Source organism: Mesorhizobium sp. CA7, from assembly GCF_020165015.1.
Lineage (GTDB): Bacteria > Pseudomonadota > Alphaproteobacteria > Rhizobiales > Rhizobiaceae > Mesorhizobium.
Map to the genome: position 1 here is coordinate 95,370 of NZ_JAIUHH010000004.1, position 16,020 is coordinate 111,389.

The following is a 16,020-nucleotide window of genomic DNA, read 5'->3' on the forward strand; positions in this document are numbered from 1 at the left end:
CAAATTCGGTGCCGGAAAGTCGCTTGAAACGATGTCGAGATTCAGGGCCGTCACGCGCACGTTCGCGTGACATTGCATACAAAACCGTAAGGTTTCGGGACGTCAGACGCGTTTTGCTGCGCCCTTCGCCGCCGCCACTGCCGCCTGCGCGGCGGCCAGCCTGGCGATCGGCACGCGGTAGGGCGAGCACGACACATAGTCGAGGCCGACTTCCTCGCAGAAATGGATCGAGGCCGGATCGCCGCCATGCTCGCCGCAGATGCCGAGCTTGATGCCCGGACGCGTCGCCTTGCCCTTTTCGGTCGCGATCCGCACCAGTTCGCCGACGCCCTCAATGTCGAGCGACACGAACGGATCCTGTTCGATGATGCCCTTCTGCCGGTAGGTTTCGAGGAAGGACGCCGCATCGTCGCGCGAGATGCCGAACGTGGTCTGCGTCAGATCGTTGGTTCCGAATGAGAAGAATTCGGCCGCTTCGGCAATGACATGCGCGCGGATCGCCGCGCGCGGCAATTCGATCATCGTGCCGGTCAGATAATCGATCTTGGTGCCGGTCTCCTGCATGACGCTTTGCGCGACCGCATCGATGCGCGCCTTGACGTATTGCAATTCCTTCACCAGGCCGACCAGCGGCACCATGATCTCCGGCACGACCAGCGCGCCGGCCTTGTGGCCGGCCTCGACCGCCGCCTCGAAGATGGCGCGCGCCTGCATCTCGGCGATCTCGGGATAGGAGACGGCGAGCCGGCAACCGCGGTGGCCCAGCATCGGGTTGAATTCGTGCAGCGCTTCCGTGCGCTGCCTGAGCTTGTCGGCCGACACGTTCATGGCGGAGGCGACCTCGGCGAGCTCGGCCTCGGTCTTCGGCAGGAATTCGTGCAGCGGCGGGTCGAGCAGACGGATCGTCACCGGCAGGCCGGCCATTATCTCGAACAGCTCGAGAAAGTCTGAGCGCTGCATGGGCAAGAGCTTGTCCAGGGCCGCACGCCTGTCCTTCTCGGTGTCGGCCAGGATCATCTCGCGCATGGCGACGATACGGTCGCCATCGAAGAACATGTGCTCGGTGCGGCAAAGCCCGATGCCCTCGGCGCCGAAAGAGCGCGCCATGCGGGCGTCGAGCGGCGTTTCGGCGTTGGTGCGCACCTTCATGCGGCGCGTGGCGTCGGCCCATTCCATGATAGCGGCGAAATCGCCCGACAGCTCCGGCTGCAGCATGGCGACCGCCCCTTTGAGCACCTGGCCGTTGCCGCCGTCGATGGTGACGATGTCGCCTTTGCGGAAGGTCTGGCCCATCGAGAGCAGCGTGCCGGCCTTGTAGTCGACACGCAGCGAGCCGGCGCCGGATACGCAGGGCTTGCCCATGCCGCGCGCCACCACCGCCGCGTGGCTGGTCATGCCGCCGCGCGTGGTGAGGATGCCTTCGGCGGCATGCATGCCGTGGATGTCCTCCGGGCTGGTTTCGATGCGCACCAGGATTACCTTGCGGCCTTGCGCCCTGGCGTCCTCGGCATCGCTGGAGGAAAAAACGATCTCGCCGGTGGCGGCGCCGGGCGACGCCGGCAGGCCCATGCCTATGACATCGCGCGCGGCATTCGGGTCGATGGTCGGATGGAGCAGTTGATCGAGCGAGGCCGGATCGATGCGGGCGACCGCCTCCTCCCTGGTGATCAGCCCATCCTTCGCCATCTCGACGGCAATCTTCAGCGCAGCCTTGGCGGTGCGCTTGCCGGAGCGGGTCTGCAACATCCACAATTTGCCGCGCTCGATGGTGAATTCGAGATCCTGCATGTCGCGGTAGTGCTTTTCCAGCCGGTCGGAGATGTCGACGAAAGCCTGGAAGGCGTCAGGCATAAGCTTCTGCAGCGACGGCTTGTCGGAGCCGGCGGCGATGCGCGCCGCCTCGGTGATGTTCTGTGGCGTGCGGATGCCGGCCACCACATCCTCGCCCTGGGCATTGACCAGGAATTCGCCGTAGAGCTGCCTCTCGCCGGTCGAGGGATTGCGCGTGAAGGCGACGCCGGTCGCGGACGTGTCGCCCATATTTCCGAATACCATGGCCTGGACGTTGACGGCGGTGCCCCAGCTTTCCGGGATGTCGTGCAGGCGCCGGTAGGTGATGGCGCGGTTGTTCATCCAGCTCGAGAACACGGCGCCGATCGCGCCCCAGAGCTGTTCCTGCGGATCTTGCGGGAACGGCTTGCCGAGTTCTTCCTCGACCTTGGCCTTGTAGAGCGAAATCACGCCTTGCCATTCCTGGGCCGTCAGGCCGGTGTCGAGCTCATGGCCGAGACTGGCTTTCTGGTCCTCGAGGATCTCCTCGAACACTTCGTGGTCCAGGCCCATGACGACGTCGGAATACATCTGGATGAAGCGGCGGTAGCTGTCATAGGCGAAACGCGCATCGCCGGAATCGGCGGCCAAAGCCTCGACCGTCTCGTCGTTGAGGCCGAGATTGAGCACCGTATCCATCATGCCGGGCATCGAGGCGCGAGCACCGGAGCGCACGGAGACCAGAAGCAGCTTCGACGGGTCGCCGAAGCGGCGGCCGGTAATCCGACCGATATGGTCGAGAGCGGAGACGACATCCGTCTCGAGTCCGCTGGGATAGGTGCGGCCGTTGGCGTAATAGGCGTTGCAGACCTCCGTGGTGATGGTGAAACCGGGCGGCACCGGCAGCCCGAGGCTGCACATCTCGGCCAGATTGGCACCCTTGCCGCCGAGAAGGTTGCGGTCGCCGGCACGGCCCTCGGCGGCACCGTCGCCGAAGGTGTAAACCCACTTGGTCATGCTTGCCCTCCAGTTCGTGGAAGATAGAAACATCCGGATGATGGCCGTTTCCCACCTTCCCTGCTCCGAGCGATAGGATGCTGCACTGCGAAAGGCAAGGCACCGGCAAGCAACCACTGCGGCTACAATCGATTAAGCAAAAGCTGCGTCAAAAAGACTTGCTGGAGGGAAACGACCGATATAGAACATAACGGGAACGCAGTGGAGTAGCGTGATGAAACTCAATGGAAAACTCGACTATCTTGAACTGCCGGCGACGGGCGGCACGCTGGACAGCGTCAAATCCTTCTACAGCGCCGCCTTTTCATGGTCGTTCACCGACTACGGTCCGACTTACGCAGCCTTTGCCGAAGGGCTCGACGGCGGCTTCCAGGCAGATGCCGGCGAGGCGCCGGCCAAGCCGCTTCCGGTCATCTACTCCGAAAATCTCGAGGAAACGCTGGACGCGGTCGAGAGTGCTGGCGGCACCATCGTCAAGCCGATCTTTTCCTTCCCGGGCGGCAGGCGATTCCACTTCACTGATCCGGCCGGCAACGAACTGGCCGTTTGGGGACATTAGGAAAAGACGCGGATTTCGAGTTATTTTTGATGTTGACAGCCGGGCTCATTCCAATGAGCGTCAGCAATCTTCCAACAGCAAAGCAGACTGATGAAATTCGGCTCAAGCGGCGTTCGGGGTTTGGCTTCCGAATTGGTTGGAAGGCCAAGCGGACTTTATGCCGAGGGTTTCGCCCGGCGCTTGCGGTCGACCGGATTTCAGCAAGGCAAGGTCTTCGTCGGGCGCGATTTGCGCGACAGCAGTCCAACGATTGCCGAAGACTGCATGGCGGCATTGGCCGCGGCCGGCTTCCAGCCGGTCGATTGCGGTCCCATCCCCACGCCCGCGCTCGCCTTTTACGCCCGCCTGCACGGCGCTGCGGCGCTTATGGTGACCGGGTCGCATATTCCCGCCGACCGCAACGGCATCAAATTCTATGGGCCGAAGGGCGAGATCGACAAGGCGGACGAGGCCGCCATCACCCGTCACGTCGCGGAACTGTCGGATCGATATCCCTGGCCTCCGGCCCATGCGGACCGGCAAGCCGGCCATGAACAGGCGCTCGCGGCCTTTCGAGATCGTGTCGATGGCATTCTGCCCCCTGGCGCCCTTTCCGGAATGCGTCTCGGCGTTTACCAGCACAGCACGGTTGCGGCGGAGCTGCTGGTCGAGGTCCTGCGGTCCTACGGCGCCGAGGTGATCCCCGTCGGGAAAACGGAAACCTTCGTGCCCGTCGACACGGAGGCCGTCGACCAGGAAACGATGGCGAGGGTGAAAGGCTGGGTGCGCGAATTCGAATTCGACGCAGTGCTCTCCGCCGACGCCGATGCCGATCGCCCGCTTGTCATCGACGACAGTGGCGAGCTGTTCCGCGGCGACCTGATCGGGCTGGCCACGGCGCTGTTCCTCAAGGCCGACATTGTGGTGACGCCGATCACCTCCAATTCAGGCATCTCCGAGGCTTTCGGATTCGGCGTCAGGAGAACGAAGGTCGGATCCCCTTTCGTCATAGAGGAAATGGACGCCGCGCGGCAGGCAGGCGGCATTATCGTCGGCTTCGAAGCCAATGGTGGGGTTCTTCTGGGGTCGGACTGCGTGGTGAACGGCAAGATCTTGTCGGCGTTGCCGACACGGGATTCGTTTTTGCCGATCCTGGCGGTGCTGGGCACGATGGCATCGTCCGGAAAATCGCTTTCCGGCCTGCGCGAAACCTGGAGCCTTCCGGTCTGCGCCAGCGAACGGCTCGAGAACTTCCCTGTCGAGAAATCGCGCGGCTTGATGCGAAAGCTCGCCGACCGTGATGCTTTGCAACACTTCCTTGCCCCCTTCGGCAGCGTCTTGGACGTCGATGAGACCGATGGTCTCAGGGCACGGATGACCAGCGGCGAGATCATCCATCTGCGGCCTTCCGGCAACGCTCCCGAATTTCGGTGCTATGCCGAGGCCGCCAGCCATGACAGGGCGAGCGAGATTGTGGCAATGGCGCTGGAACGAGCGCGCGACACCACACTGGCAGATGAATCAGAAGCCGTATAACGAAGACGGAGCCGGCGATCGCCGCAGGCTTGGGGCGCGGCCCGCTCTACAATAACGGGGACACGTGCCCCACGTCTCGCCCGAGCCCTGAGAGCATCGATGACAAGAACGGCGTTGATAACCGGCATTACGGGGCAGGATGGCGCCTATCTGGCCCAGCTCCTGCTTTCGAAGGGTTACCGAGTCCACGGGCTGGCGCGGCGGTCGAGCACAGCCGACGTCAACACCATGCGCCTGAAATGGCTGGGGATCGAAAACGATGTGCGGATCGTGGACGGCAACCTGACGGACCTGTCGGGTCTTAGTCGAACCATGCGCGACGTAAGGCCGGACGAGGTCTACAACCTGGCCGCACAGTCTTTCGTCAGATCCTCGTGGCAGCAGCCGATCCTGACAGGCAACGTCACCGGTATCGGCGTCACCAATGTTCTCGAGGCGCTGCGTCTCGAGATCCCCGAGGCGCGTTTCTACCAGGCGTCGTCGTCGGAGATGTACGGCCTTATCCAGGAGCCGGTGCAGTCGGAGACCACGCCTTTCCATCCCCGCTCTCCCTATGCGGTGGCGAAGGTCTATGGTCACTGGATCACCGTCAATTATCGCGAGAGCTTCGGCCTGCACGCTTCGAGCGGCATCCTGTTCAATCACGAATCGCCGCTTCGCGGCATCGAATTCGTGACACGCAAAGTCACGGACGCCGTCGCGCGTATCAAGAAGGGCCTGGCAAGGGAACTGCGCCTGGGCAACATCGACGCCAAGCGCGACTGGGGCCACTCCAGGGACTATGTCCGCGCCATGTGGCTGATGCTGCAGCAGGATCAGCCAGACGACTATGTGGTCGCCACCGGCAGGACGACGACGGTGCGCGATATGTGCAGGATCGCGTTCGAGCATGTCGGGCTGGAGATGGATGACCATCTTGTCATCGATCCCGACCTGTTCAGGCCGGCGGAAGTCGAAATCCTGCGCGGCAATCCGGCCAAGGCAAAGGCGAAGCTCGGATGGGAAGCGACGATCTCCCTGGAGGATATGATCCGCGAAATGGTGGACGCCGATCTGGCGCGCCACTCGGCTGTCAGGAATTGAAAGGAAGCTCTTGCATCCACGGGTCGATGACTTGACGCACAGTCTTCCGCCACGCATCCGCATGCGGACAATTCGTCGTGGTCCGTGAGGCCGGCATGCGCGTTTTGATAACCGGCGCCAACGGTTTCGTCGGGCCCTATGTGGGCGACGCGCTGCGCAGGATTTGCGGCCGCGAAATTGCCATTGCCGCGACCTCCAAGGATGGTGGTCCGCATCCCGCCTTCGGCCTGGTGGAAGAACTGGACGTGACCGATCCGGCCGCCGTCCATGATGCCATTGCCCGTCACCAGCCCACCCATGTCATTCACATGGCGGCGGTCGCGGCCCTGGGTGCCGCCCAGGCCGATCCCCGCAACACATGGCGCATTCATGTGGACGGCGCGCTCAACGTGGCCCATGCCATCCTCGACAAGGCACCGGACTGCTGGCTGGTTCATGTCGGATCGGGCCTGGTCTATGGCGAAAGCGCCAGGACCGGACGCCCGCTCGACGAAGGCACGCTGCTTGCTCCGATCGACGACTACGCCGTGACCAAGGCCGCGGCCGACCTCGCGCTCGGCGCGCTTTCGCGCCAGGGATTGAAGTGTGTTCGAATGCGCCCCTTCAACCATACGGGCCCGGGCCAGACCGAGGCATTTGCCGTGCCGGCCTTCGCCATGCAGATCGCCCGGATCGAAGCGGGCCTGGCTCCGCCGGTGATCCGCGTCGGCAATCTCGATGCGAGGCGCGATTTCCTGGATGCGCGCGACATCGCCAACGCCTATGCGCGCGCGGTTCTGAAGAGCCGCGATCTTGCGCCGAACGCCATTTTCAACCTTGCGTCCGGCCTCTCCTGGCGAATGGGAGACGTCCTCGATCGGCTGCTGGCCCGCAGCAGCGTCACGATCGTCACGGAGCAGGATCCGCTGCGGCTGCGGCCGAGCGATCTGCCATGCATCGTCGGCGATGCCACCCGCGCCCGGACCCTGCTCGGCTGGGCGCCCGAGCATTCCTTCGACGATACGCTTGCGGCCGTCCTGGAGGATTGCCGCGTACGCGTGGCCCAGGCGTAGGCAAGGATGCATGCCTGCTTCCCTGAAGCCGGAGCTGAGCCGCTCGCGGCCTGCACCGCCCGAAGCTGCCGCGCGACGCGTGCGGCTTACGATCCACCGCGGGGCGATCGGGCGACGAACTGGCCGGAAATGACGGCCCCGCGTCACTGCCGATTTTAGTTGATCTCCCGGCATTGAGCTTTGCGTCGCCTCGTCCTATAAGGCCGCGCGCAGCGCGGCATGCCCGCCTGCTGGGGCGTCGCCAAGTGGTAAGGCATCGGTTTTTGGTACCGACATTCCCAGGTTCGAATCCTGGCGCCCCAGCCAAACTCCACATCAACGCCAAGCTCGAACGGACGATCGGCCAACGCGTTTGAAGCATCGCGTGGTTGACCGGAAAGCCGGTCGGACATCAGGCGCCTTTAATGGCGATTGCGGTGGTGAGCAAGATCAGGCTCAGCATCGCCAGTGTCGCGCGGATAACGTGCGATAGTTCCCAGCGGTTGCGCAGCGCCGTCCACTCCTGCGCTGGTGGAAGCGGAGCTCCGTCGCTGCCTTCAGTCGCGAAGAAGCGCTTGGCAGGCGCGTTCAGTTCCACGTCCTGCAGCCAGTGCTTGTTGACCGGCTGGGTCATGAACCAGAAGACAAACTGCATGGCGAGGAGTGCGATCAAGGCGCCGGCGATCAGCCAGACATGGAGCGCACCGCTCGACGTCAGCATCAGCGCAAAAGTCGCGAGGATCCCACCGATCTCCGCGATGCCGCCTCCAATCGTGAACCCCGGGTAGTAGATGCGTTGGACAACGAAATACTCTTGCCTGCCGAGTAGCAACTTGCCCGGCAGCTCCAGCGCGTGGGCGAGCGCCATGGCCATCGCACCGGCCACGAGGACGACGGTCAGGACCTCCAAAAAGACATACATCGGATCGGCCTCTCACTCCAGCTCGAGCCCTTGTGCGGGAGCAACCTCGTCAAGACCGAACGTGATCCTGCCGACCGGGTTCCCATCGGCGTACGCTCCAATTCGGCTGGGCGGCGCGCTGTATGGGCCGTGAGCTGGGCGAAACACCGCGATCGTTTCGACGCCAACCATCGGCCTAAACCTTTTCCGCCGACAGGCGTTGTTCGTTCCAGACGGACCGACAAACACCGTTCGGAGAGGTTTCAACCGATGTATTTCATGGCACTGGCCACCGATTATGATGGCACGCTGGCGCATGATGGCCTTGTCGCGGCCAGCACGATCTCGGCACTGGAGAAGCTGAAGAAATCCGGGCGCAAGCTGATCCTGGTCACCGGGCGGGAACTGCCCGATCTCAAGGAGGTGTTTCCCGAACTTTCCCTGTTCGACAAGGTGGTCGCCGAAAACGGCGCGCTGATCTACACGCCGGCCAGCGAGGAAGAGCGTACGATCGCCCCCTCGCCTTCCGCGGATTTCGTCGACAGGCTCAAGAAGCGCGGCGTGAAGCCGCTGTCCGTCGGCCGCTCGATCGTCGCCACCTGGGAGCCGCACCAAGCCACCGTGCTCGACGTCATCAAGCAGCTTGGGCTGGAGCTGGAGATCATCTTCAACAAGGGCGCGGTGATGATTCTGCCTTCCGGCGTCAACAAGGCGACCGGGTTGGCGGCAGCGCTCGACGACCTGAAGCTGTCGCCGCACAATGTCGTGGCCGTCGGCGACGCCGAAAACGACCACGCCTTCCTCAGGGCTTCGGGCTGCAGCGTCGCGGTGGCCAACGCGCTGCCCGCCGTCAAGGAAACCGCCGACCTCGTCACCAAGGAAGCGCGCGGCAAGGGCGTCGAGGAGCTAATCCGCAGGCTGGTCAAGCACGATCATCTGCTGGCTAAGAAACGCTTGCGCGGCGTGCTGCTCGGGACCTCACGCGGCAAGGACATCTACTTGTCGCCGATGGAAACGGTGCTGATCGCCGGCAGCTCGGGCATCGGCAAATCGACCTTGGCCACAGCGCTCACCGAAAGGCTGGTCGAAAAGGGTCTGCAATTCTGCATTTTCGACCCCGAGGGCGACTATGACGGACTGAAAGGCGCGGTGCCGCTCGGCAACGGCTCGACCGCGCCGAACAAGGAACAGTTGCTGGAATTGATCGAGAAACCGCAGACCAATATCGTGGTCAACGGCCTGGCGCTGAAGGTCGATGAGAGGCCCGATTTCTTCGCTGAATTGCTGCCGGGCCTCGGCAATGTCCGCTATCGCACGGCAAGGCCGCACTGGCTGATCATCGACGAGGCGCATCATTTGATGCCCAAGCGACGCGGGGATACGCGATCCGTGCTTTCGATCGAGCTGCCCGGCACGGTGCTGATTACTGTCCATCCGGAAGCGATCTCGACCGATGCGCTCGGCCTGGTGACGGCGGTGATTGCGCTTGGGCCCAAGGCGAAGGGCGTGATCAAGACCTTCTGCAAGGAAACGGGGCTCCAGGCTCCAAAGAGCATTCCGTTGCCCAAGGGCGACCGGGTACTGTTCTGGCGGCCGCACGACGGCAAGAAGCCGTTCACCGTAAAGGCAATCGAGCCGGACCAGTCGCTGAAGCGCCACAGCCGCAAATATGCCGAAGGCGAGCTCGACGAGGCAGGCAGCTTCTACTTCACCGGTCCGAGGAAGGCGATGAACCTCAGGGCCCACAATCTCATCATCTTCGCGCAGATGGCGGAAGGCATCGACGACAAGACATGGGAATACCATCTGCGCGCCGGCGACTATTCCAAATGGTTCCGCCAACAGATCAGGGACAAGGACCTCGCCCGAGAAACGGCTGAGGCGGAGAAGAACAAGGCATTATCGGCCGACGAGAGCCGCAAGCTGGTGATCGACGCCGTGCGGCGGCGCTACACGGCGCCTGCTACGGCTGCGGAGAAGTAGAGCAGGTTCGCCGGCCTGACCGGCCGAGCTTTCAGCTCGCCTCGCGCATCGCCTCGGCCGCCTGCAAATCCACCGAAACCAGCTGGCTGACGCCCTGCTCGGCCATGGTGACGCCGAACAGCCGGTCCATGCGCGCCATGGTGATGGGGTTGTGGGTGATGATGACGAAGCGCGTCTCGGTGGTCTTCGACATCTCGTCCATCAAATTGCAGAAGCGCTCAACATTGTGATCGTCGAGCGGCGCGTCGACCTCGTCGAGCACGCAGATCGGCGCGGGGTTGGTGAGGAACACCGCGAAGATCAGCGACATCGCCGTCAGCGCCTGCTCGCCGCCGGAAAGCAGCGTCATGGTCTGCGGCTTCTTGCCGGGCGGGCGGGCGAGGATTTCCAGCCCCGCCTCCAGCGGATCCTCCGACTCGATCAACTGCAGCTCGGCCGTGCCGCCGCCGAAGAGATGCGAGAACAGCCGCTGGAAGTGGCCGTTGACCACCTCGAAGGCCGACAGCAGCCGCTCGCGGCCCTCGCGGTTGAGGCTCTGGATTGCCTGGCGCAGCTTGCGGATCGCCTCGATGATATCCTCGCGCTCGGAAACGATGGTTTCCAGCCTGTCGGACAGTTCCTTCTGCTCCTCCTCGGCGCGCAGGTTCACGGCGCCGAGCCGCTCGCGCTCGATCTTCAGCCGGTCGAGCTGGCGTTCGATCTCGGCCATGTCGGGCATCGGATCGTCGGCCTCGAGGCCGGTATGCTTGATGACCAGATGTGGCGGCGTGTTCAGCGCCTCCTGGATGCGCGCCTCGACCTCGGCGCGGCGTTCATCCGCCGCGGTCAGCCGCTCCTCGGCGCGAACGCGGGTTTCGCGCGATTCAGCGAGCGACTGGATGGCAGCGGTGGCCGCCTTGTCGAGCTCCGCCTGCTTGTTTTCCGCCTCCTGCAGGCGGTCGCCGGCGGCCTTGCGCAGCGCCTCGGCCTCGGAAAGCTGCGTCAGCAGGGCGCGGCGCTTGGCGTCGATCTCGTCGGGCGCATCGGCCAGCCGCTCGCGCTCGGCTTCGGCCTCCGCCTTGCGCTCGCCGAGGGCGGCGATCTGCGTCGAGGCATTTTCGGCGCGCTCCACCCAGTTTTTGCGCTCGGCGCCGATGGCGTCCAGCCGGCGCATGCGCGCCTCGGCCTCGCGCCGCAGCCCTTCATGCACGGCGCGTGCATCGGCAAGCGTGGCGCGGTCGCGCGAGACGTTGGCGGAAGCCTGTTCGAGCTGAAGCTGCAGGTCGCCAAGATCGGGCGCGTCCTTCAGCATCTCCTCGGCTTCGAGGAAGGAGGCCTGCGTCTCCTCGTGGCTGTCAACGATGCGAGCGCGTGCCTCTTCTAGCGCGGCGCGCCGGCTCACCAGCTCGCCGCCAGCCTTCTCGGCCTCGGCCAGCGCGTTACGCGCGGCATCCAGCGCATGCTGGGCATCGCGGCCGGCCTGGCGCGCATTGCGCTCGGCCTCACTTGCCAGGCGCATCGCCTGCTCGGCGCGAGCCAGCGCTTCCTCAGCCTCGCGCACGACGCGCGTCGCCTGCACGGCTTCGGCGTCGAGCTCGGCCAGGCGGTTCTTCTGCGCCAGCCGCTGCGCGGCGGCGGTCGGGGCATCGGCACTCGCGGTCAGGCCGTCCCAGCGCCAGAGCGCGCCGTCGCGGCTGACCAGCCGCTGGCCGGGCGAAAGCTGCGCCTGAATACGACGGCCGTCGGCGCCGTCGACGATGCCGACCTGCGCCAGACGGCGCGCAAGCTGCGGCGGCGCGCGCACAACGCTGGCAAGGCTCTTCACGCCTTCAGGCAGCGCCGCATCGCCGGGCTGCACCGCGCTTTCGCCCCAATGCACCGGGGCGGTGCGGTCGAGCGGGACGTCGAGATCCTCGCCGAGGGCTGCGCCAAGCGCGGTTTCATAGCCGCGCTCGACATTGATCTGTTCCAGCACGGCGGGAAAGAGATCGCCGCTGGCGGCGTTGAGGATCTTGGCCAGCGTGCGCGCTTCGGTCTCGATGCGCGCCAGTTCGGCCCTGGCGTCCTGCAGCGGCGGGCGAGCCGCGCTTTCGGCGGCGCGAGCCTCGGCGACGGCCTGCTCGGCGGAAATGGCGCCGGCCTCGCTCTCCTCCAGCCGAGCCAGCGCGTCCTCGACCAGCAGGCGCTTCTCGGCCGGATCGGGCAGGCCGGAAATGCGCGCGACGATATCGGAAAGCTCGCGATCTACCTCGGCAAGCTGGCGCGCGAAGCGGTCGCGGCGCTCGGCGGTTTCTCGCAGCGAACGCTCGATCTGGTGGCGCGAGGCGGCCGCCTCGGCGCGCTCGGCGGTCAGCGCGGCAAGTTTTGCCTCGCTTTGCGAGAGCGTCACGCCGGCCTGCTCGAAGGCGGCGCGCGTGGTCGCCTCGCGCTCGGCAGCACCTGCATTTTCCGAGTTGAGCTCGGCTTCCTCGGTGCGCAGGCGCTCGAGGATGTCGGCATTGTCGCGCACCATTCGCTCCTCGCGGGCGATGTCGGCGTCGAGCTGCTGCAGCCGGCGTTCGAGCTCGGTCTGGCGCGCACGGATGCGGCCGGCCTCTTCCTCGATCTGGGTCTTGGCGATCGACAGGCGCTGGAAGGCGGCGGCGGCGGCGGCTTCGGCGTCGCGCAGATCGGGCAGCCGGTGCGCGGCGATGCCCTGCTCCCTGGCCGCCGCCATCTGGGCGGCGGCGCGGTCGCCGACCAGCGTGGTGGCGACGGCAAGCGCTGAACGCGCCTCGCCTTCCTGCGCCTTGGCCAGCGTCCAGCGCAGATGCAAGAGCGTTGCCTCGGCCTTGCGGATATCGGCCGACAAGTTCTTGAAGCGCGAGGCCTGGCGCGCCTGGCGCTTCAGGCTCTCGATCTGGCCTTCCAGCTCGCCGACGACGTCGTCCAGCCGCTCGAGATTCTGCTCGGCACCCTTCAGTCTGAGCTCGGCTTCATGACGGCGCGTGTGCAGGCCGGAAATGCCTGCCGCCTCTTCGAGCAGCGCGCGACGGGCCTGGGGCTTGGCCTGGATCAGCTCGCCGATGCGGCCCTGCCCGACCATCGAGGGCGAGCGCGCGCCGGTCGATTGGTCGGCGAACAGAAGCTGCACGTCCTTGGCGCGCGCTTCCTTGCCGTTGATGCGGTAGAGCGAGCCCGCCTCGCGCTCGATGCGGCGCGACACCTGCAGCTCATCGGCATCGTTGAAGGCGGCGGGTGCCGTGCGGTCGGTGTTGTCGAGGAAAAGCGTGACTTCGGCGGTGTTGCGCGCAGGCCGCGCACCCGAGCCCGAGAAGATCACGTCGTCCATGCCGGACGCGCGCATGTTCTTGTAGGAGCTTTCGCCCATCACCCAGCGCAGCGCTTCGACGAGGTTCGACTTGCCGCAGCCGTTCGGCCCGACAATGCCGGTCAGCCCGCGTTCGATGACGAACTCGCCGGGCTCGACGAAGGACTTGAAACCAAGGAGGCGAAGGCGCGAAAACTTCATTCGCGCCGCCCAACACTACAGGGGTGCGCGCCAAAGCCGGACCGCTTCGGCGCGGCCTGGATGTCAGAGCAGAGGGTCGATGATGGCCGACATTTCCTCAATCGACATCGCCCCTTTGTAGGTCTTTCCATTGATGAAGAAGGTCGGCGTCGAGTCGACCTTGAACTCGTCCGCTCCGCGTTTCTGGACTGCTCTCACATCGTCCAGAAGTTTCTGGTCCGTCAAGCAGGACTCAAAGGACTCCTGTGTAAAACCGGCAAGCTTCGAGATCTGCAGCAGCGCTTCCTTGGTGTTGCTGACGCCAACCCAGCTCGGCTGCTGCTTGAACAGCACGTCGACCATGGCGAAGTAATTATCCTTCGAGCAGCGCGCCAGCATGAAGCCGGCCTCAGCGCTCGGGTCGAATGGGAATTCGCGCAGGATGTAACGGACCTTGCCGGTGTCGATGTATTTCGACTTCAACTGAGGGAAGGTGGTGTCGTTGAAATGCGCGCAATGCGGGCAGGTCATCGATGCGTATTCGACGATTGTGACCTTGGCGTCGTCCTTGCCGAGCTGCTTGTCGGGCAGCGCGCCGGGCTTCAGCAGCTCCGCCATGTCGACGGTGCCCTGCGCCTCGGGCACCTGGGCCGCCGCCGGCGTCGCGGCCGGCTTGGCAGGCGTCGACGGGTTGGCCGGCTTCACATCGGCGGCCTTGGCCTCCTCGCCGGAGTCGCTGCATGCTGCAAGCAGCGCCACCGCAGGAACAGCAGCCAGCGTGGTCAGAAGGTTTCTGCGAGACAGACTTTTGCCAAACGGGGCACGGTTCATGCGAATCACCTGATATCGGTTGGATTTTGCAATGCAAGGGCTAGAAAAGGCGAGAGTTGGCGCGAATTAAGGCATCGCGATCCCCAATCCAATCGGGAAACTTGATCACAAGCATCACGAATGCGCGAGATCGGTAACGCATTCATGACGCTTCTTACGACCCTTTGGGCTTCCTTTCACCCATAATTGTAGCGCCGAGCCGCTCCAGCGAACCGCGCAGGCCGTCGTCCTCGATCTTGCCGACCATGCGCGAAAGCTTCGATTTCTCGGCCTCGCTCAAAGGCCGCGGCGCCGGCTTTGGGCACGCCTTTTGCGAAAGCACCGGTTTTTGCAGAATCTTGATGCGGCCGACCGCGTTGAAACCCAGGAAGGCGTTGACGCGGTTGATCACCTCGCCGGCCTCGTGCTGCAGATGCAGCGCGGCCATGCCCTCGCAGGCGATGATCAACGTCGCCGGCTCGAACGGATCGTCTTCGTGCAGGCGGCGCGGCCACTGGATCTTCTCCGGCCGCGAATGGCTGGCGAGCCGAGGCCCGGCGATTTCTTCCCAGGACTGCACCAGCCCGATCGAGATGCCGGCGCGCTTCTTCAGCACCGGATCGAGGATCTCGGTCGCGAGATCGCTGACCGGAACGGGATTGCCGAAGGGCCTTTTCCCTGCCATGTGCGTTCTCCAGTCCCCAGTTCATCCGATCAATGGCACCACTAAACCAGACCCGCAAGGCATCACCGCAGGCCGCATCCGGCGACGCGGGATCCGGAGATACCAGCAAAGCTGGATCCCGGGATATCGGGGCCTGCCTGCTTGCCTGGTATGATGCGCATCATCGCGACTTGCCCTGGCGCGTGACGCCCGGCGCGTTTGCGCGCGGCGAAAGGCCCGACCCCTATCGCATCTGGTTGTCCGAGGTGATGCTGCAACAGACCACGGTCGAGGCGGTAAAAGCCTATTTCCGCACGTTCGTCGAGAAATGGCCGACGGTCGAGGCGCTGGCGGCGGCGCCCGCCGAGGACGTGATGAAGGCCTGGGCCGGGCTCGGCTATTACTCAAGAGCGCGCAACCTGAAGGCCTGCGCCGACCTCGTGGCGCTGCGAGGCGGCCGCTTTCCCGACACCGAGCAGGGCCTGCGCGAATTGCCCGGCATTGGTGCCTACACAGCGGCGGCGATCGCGGCGATCGCCTTCGACCGGCCGGCGGCAGTCGTTGACGGCAATGTCGAGCGGGTCGTGGCCCGGCTCTATTCGATCGAGACGCCGCTTAGCGAAGCCAAACCGCAAATCCGCGCCCTGGTGGAAAAGCTGGTCCCGCAAACGCGGCCCGGCGATTTCGCCCAGGCGATGATGGATCTCGGCGCGACGATCTGCACGCCGAAGCGGCCGCGCTGCATGCTGTGCCCGGTGCGCGAGGATTGCAGCGCCATTCTCAGCGGCGATCCGGAACGTTTCCCGGTCCGCCTGCCGAAAGACGACAAGCCGCTGCGCAAGGGTGCCGCCTTCGTCGCCGAGCGCGACGACGGCGCCATCCTCTTGCGCAAGCGGCCCGACAAGGGCCTGCTCGGCGGCATGACGGAGGTGCCGACCACCGCCTGGACCGCCAGGGTGGATGGCGCGACGACGGCGGATGCCGCGCCTTTTCCCGCCGATTGGCGGCGCGCCGGGCAGATCGGCCACGTCTTCACACATTTCGCGCTCGAGCTCGACATCTTTCATGCCCATGTCAAGCGCGATGCGCCCGACGGGTATTTCTGGTCGCTGGCCCATGAAATTTCCGGGGAAGCGCTGCCCACCGTCATGAAAAAGGTAATCGAGACGGCCATACCGGGCGCGACCAAAAAGCAGCACCCGCATTGAAAGGGCCGCA

The 16,020-nt window shown here is 64.8% G+C and carries 11 protein-coding genes and 1 tRNA gene; 7 read left to right on the forward strand and 5 right to left on the reverse strand.

Annotated features, from left to right (window positions below):
• Positions 1-102 precede the first annotated feature (102 nt).
• Positions 103-2,787 (reverse strand): pyruvate, phosphate dikinase, encoded by a 2,685-nt coding sequence (gene ppdK, locus LB552_RS10540; protein WP_224605029.1) that lies wholly within the window; start codon positions 2,785-2,787, stop codon positions 103-105.
• Positions 2,788-3,001: 214 nt separating this feature from the next.
• Here ppdK and LB552_RS10545 point away from each other — a divergent pair, with 214 nt between their 5' ends.
• The 5 genes from LB552_RS10545 (at position 3,002) to LB552_RS10565 (ending at position 7,302) form a co-directional block, all read left to right on the forward strand.
• A complete protein-coding gene (locus LB552_RS10545; protein WP_224545796.1) occupies positions 3,002-3,346 on the forward strand; it encodes a VOC family protein in 345 nt (114 codons plus the stop codon).
• A gap of 90 nt (positions 3,347-3,436) precedes the next feature.
• Positions 3,437-4,861: a phosphomannomutase gene (locus LB552_RS10550; RefSeq protein WP_224605032.1), complete on the forward strand. Its 1,425-nt coding sequence runs from the start codon at positions 3,437-3,439 to the stop codon at positions 4,859-4,861.
• A gap of 99 nt (positions 4,862-4,960) precedes the next feature.
• A complete protein-coding gene (gene gmd / locus LB552_RS10555; RefSeq protein WP_224605034.1) occupies positions 4,961-5,944 on the forward strand; it encodes a GDP-mannose 4,6-dehydratase in 984 nt (327 codons plus the stop codon).
• A 95-nt stretch (positions 5,945-6,039) separates the two neighbouring features.
• The gene (locus tag LB552_RS10560) at positions 6,040-6,996 is read left to right on the forward strand and encodes an NAD-dependent epimerase/dehydratase family protein (RefSeq protein ID WP_224605037.1); all 957 of its coding nucleotides are present in this window, start codon (positions 6,040-6,042) and stop codon (positions 6,994-6,996) included.
• Between the two features lie 231 nt (positions 6,997-7,227).
• Positions 7,228-7,302 (forward strand) — tRNA-Gln (locus LB552_RS10565).
• Between the two features lie 85 nt (positions 7,303-7,387).
• On the opposite strand, the gene LB552_RS10570 is transcribed toward LB552_RS10565, so the two are convergent.
• Positions 7,388-7,897, reverse strand: a complete 510-nt coding sequence (locus LB552_RS10570; protein ID WP_224605039.1) for an anthrone oxygenase family protein — start codon at positions 7,895-7,897, stop codon at positions 7,388-7,390.
• Between the two features lie 249 nt (positions 7,898-8,146).
• On the opposite strand from LB552_RS10570, the gene LB552_RS10575 reads away from it, so the two are divergent.
• Positions 8,147-9,859 carry an HAD family hydrolase gene (locus tag LB552_RS10575; protein WP_224605042.1) on the forward strand — a complete coding sequence of 571 codons (1,713 nt, stop codon included), beginning with the start codon at positions 8,147-8,149 and terminating at the stop codon, positions 9,857-9,859.
• A 31-nt stretch (positions 9,860-9,890) separates the two neighbouring features.
• Here LB552_RS10575 and smc read toward each other — a convergent pair whose 3' ends face one another.
• From smc to LB552_RS10590, 3 genes are all read right to left on the reverse strand, one after another.
• Positions 9,891-13,349: a chromosome segregation protein SMC gene (smc, locus tag LB552_RS10580; RefSeq protein WP_224605045.1), complete on the reverse strand. Its 3,459-nt coding sequence runs from the start codon at positions 13,347-13,349 to the stop codon at positions 9,891-9,893.
• Between the two features lie 63 nt (positions 13,350-13,412).
• The gene (locus LB552_RS10585) at positions 13,413-14,159 is read right to left on the reverse strand and encodes a DsbA family protein (protein ID WP_140847337.1); all 747 of its coding nucleotides are present in this window, start codon (positions 14,157-14,159) and stop codon (positions 13,413-13,415) included.
• A 154-nt stretch (positions 14,160-14,313) separates the two neighbouring features.
• Positions 14,314-14,823: a DUF721 domain-containing protein gene (locus LB552_RS10590; RefSeq protein ID WP_224605047.1), complete on the reverse strand. Its 510-nt coding sequence runs from the start codon at positions 14,821-14,823 to the stop codon at positions 14,314-14,316.
• Positions 14,824-14,855: 32 nt separating this feature from the next.
• Here LB552_RS10590 and mutY point away from each other — a divergent pair, with 32 nt between their 5' ends.
• Entirely contained in the window at positions 14,856-16,010 is a 1,155-nt protein-coding gene (gene mutY, locus LB552_RS10595; protein ID WP_224605050.1) for an A/G-specific adenine glycosylase, read from the forward strand.
• Positions 16,011-16,020 lie beyond the last annotated feature (10 nt).

Excerpts from the sequence above, each read along its gene's own strand:
- ppdK (WP_224605029.1), bottom strand. The coding sequence starts at position 2,787 with ATGACCAAGTGGGTTTACACCTTCGGCGACGGTGCCGCCGAGGGCCGT.
- LB552_RS10545 (WP_224545796.1), top strand. The coding sequence starts at position 3,002 with ATGAAACTCAATGGAAAACTCGACTATCTTGAACTGCCGGCGACGGGC.
- LB552_RS10550 (WP_224605032.1), top strand. The coding sequence starts at position 3,437 with ATGAAATTCGGCTCAAGCGGCGTTCGGGGTTTGGCTTCCGAATTGGTT.
- gmd (WP_224605034.1), top strand. The coding sequence starts at position 4,961 with ATGACAAGAACGGCGTTGATAACCGGCATTACGGGGCAGGATGGCGCC.
- LB552_RS10560 (WP_224605037.1), top strand. The coding sequence starts at position 6,040 with ATGCGCGTTTTGATAACCGGCGCCAACGGTTTCGTCGGGCCCTATGTG.
- LB552_RS10570 (WP_224605039.1), bottom strand. The coding sequence starts at position 7,897 with ATGTATGTCTTTTTGGAGGTCCTGACCGTCGTCCTCGTGGCCGGTGCG.
- LB552_RS10575 (WP_224605042.1), top strand. The coding sequence starts at position 8,147 with ATGTATTTCATGGCACTGGCCACCGATTATGATGGCACGCTGGCGCAT.
- smc (WP_224605045.1), bottom strand. The coding sequence starts at position 13,349 with ATGAAGTTTTCGCGCCTTCGCCTCCTTGGTTTCAAGTCCTTCGTCGAG.
- LB552_RS10585 (WP_140847337.1), bottom strand. The coding sequence starts at position 14,159 with ATGAACCGTGCCCCGTTTGGCAAAAGTCTGTCTCGCAGAAACCTTCTG.
- LB552_RS10590 (WP_224605047.1), bottom strand. The coding sequence starts at position 14,823 with ATGGCAGGGAAAAGGCCCTTCGGCAATCCCGTTCCGGTCAGCGATCTC.
- mutY (WP_224605050.1), top strand. The coding sequence starts at position 14,856 with ATGGCACCACTAAACCAGACCCGCAAGGCATCACCGCAGGCCGCATCC.